This window comes from Mycobacterium scrofulaceum, assembly GCF_001667885.1.
Classification (GTDB): Bacteria; Actinomycetota; Actinomycetes; order Mycobacteriales; family Mycobacteriaceae; genus Mycobacterium; species Mycobacterium scrofulaceum_C.
The window spans coordinates 1-1,893 of record NZ_LZJW01000036.1; the positions used below are offsets into that span (position 1 = coordinate 1).

Here is a 1,893-nt window from a genome sequence, read left to right on the forward strand (position 1 = left end):
CCATCCGCGGCAATATGATGAGCCACCGCCACCAACACATGCTCATCGGGGCCCACACGGAAAAGTGTTGCCCGCAAAGGAATTTCGGTCGACAAATCGAATGGGTGGTGCGCCACGGCGTGGACGGCTTCGGCCAGGCGGCCTGCCGGCCATCCGCCGGCATCGGCGATCTCCCAACCGAAATCGGCGCACTCGACGGGGAGCACGACTTGCTGCGGGTTTCCGTCGGGCGCGATGAAGACGGTGCGCAGACTTTCGTGCCGCGCCACCACGTCGCCCAGCGCCGTCCCCAGCACGTCGGCGTGCAGCCGCCCGCGCAGGCGCAGCGCGATCGCCATGTTGTGAACCGGCGAGGATCCGTGCAGCTGGTCGAGGAACCACAACCGCGACTGGGCGAAGGACAGCGGGACCACCGCCGGGCGCGGTCCGGCCACCACTCGCGCGAGCCGGCCTTCGCCCTCGTCGAGTCGGGATGCGAGCCGGCCAATCGTGGGCGCCTCGAACAGAGCGCGGACGGAAAGGGCGGCATCGAGGCGGGTGTTCACGGCGGCGACCAGACGCATCGCCGACAGCGAGTCACCGCCCAGGTCGAAGAAGGAGTCGTCGACCCCGACCCGGTCGACGCCCAGCACCTGGGCGTAGATCGCGGCAAGGACCTCTTCGGTGAGGGTGGCCGGGGCGCGGTACCCGTGGCCGACGTAGTCGGGCGGGGGCAGTGCGGCGGTGTCGAGTTTGCCGTTGAGGGTGCGCGGGAAGCTGGTCAGGGCGACGACGGCGGCCGGGACCAGGTAAGCCGGTAGCCGCTCGCCCAGCGCGGCCCGCAGCTCGGCCGGATCGGCCGGTCCGGTGATGTAGGCCACGAGACGTTTGTCGCCGGGACGGTCCTCCCGGGCGATTACCACCGCCTGCTCGACTCCGGCCAAATCGCCTAGCGCAGCAGTGATTTCACCGAGCTCGATGCGATACCCGCGGATCTTGACCTGCGCGTCGGCGCGCCCCACGTATCGCAACTGACCGTCGGGATCCCACCACACCAGATCGCCGGTTCGATACATCCGCGCGCCCGGGGCGCCGATCGGGCAGGCGACGAACCGCGATGCGGTCAGGCCCGTCCGCCCCAGGTAGCCCACACCGACCCCGGCCCCGGCCACATACAACTCACCGACCACGCCGGCCGGCACCGGTCGCAACCAGTCATCGAGCACGAAGAACGCCGCGCCGGCCACCGGCGCGCCGATCGCCGGTGCCCCCGACCCGGCCACCAACGGCGCGCTCTTGGACACCCACATGGTGGTCTCGGTGGGCCCATACACGTTGACCATCACGCGCCCCGGCGCCCACCGATCCACCAGCTGGGCCGGGCACGGTTCGGCCCCGACCACCAGCGTCGCCCCCACCCCGTCGGGTGAAAGCGCCCCCAGGGCGGACGGTGTCTGGGTCAATACCGAGACCCGCTCGTCGGCAACCAGTGCCTGCAAATCGTCGGCACACCGCGTCGCCGCATCGGGCACCACCACCAGGTGGCCTCCGTGCAGCAACGCGCCCCAGATCTCCCACACCGAAAAGTCGAAGGCCAACGAATGGCATTGCGTCCACCCGCGCCCCGCACCCAGCAACTCACCCCCGGCCAACGCCGCAAACAACTGCGTGACATTGCGGTGGGTGACCGCCACCCCCTTGGGCACGCCCGTGGTCCCCGACGTGTAAATCACGTGCGCCACATCGTCGGGACCTGGCCCCACCAACCCCGCGCCCGACTGCACCGCAACCGCGGGATCGTCAACCTCCACCACCGCGCCGCCGAACCCACCCAACCGCCCCCGCAGTCCTGCGCTGCGCGCGTCCTCACGGTGCACCATGGCCCTGGTGGTGACGCCCTTCTCCAACAGTCAC

1 protein-coding gene is annotated in these 1,893 nt (G+C 70.3%); it reads right to left on the reverse strand.

Features of this window, described 5'->3' with window-relative positions; translation table 11 throughout:
- A partial coding sequence (locus A5681_RS27945; protein ID WP_331710626.1) for an AMP-binding protein occupies positions 1 to 1,856 on the reverse strand: 1,856 nt, incomplete at its 3' end.
- Positions 1,857 to 1,893: the final 37 nt, after the last annotated feature.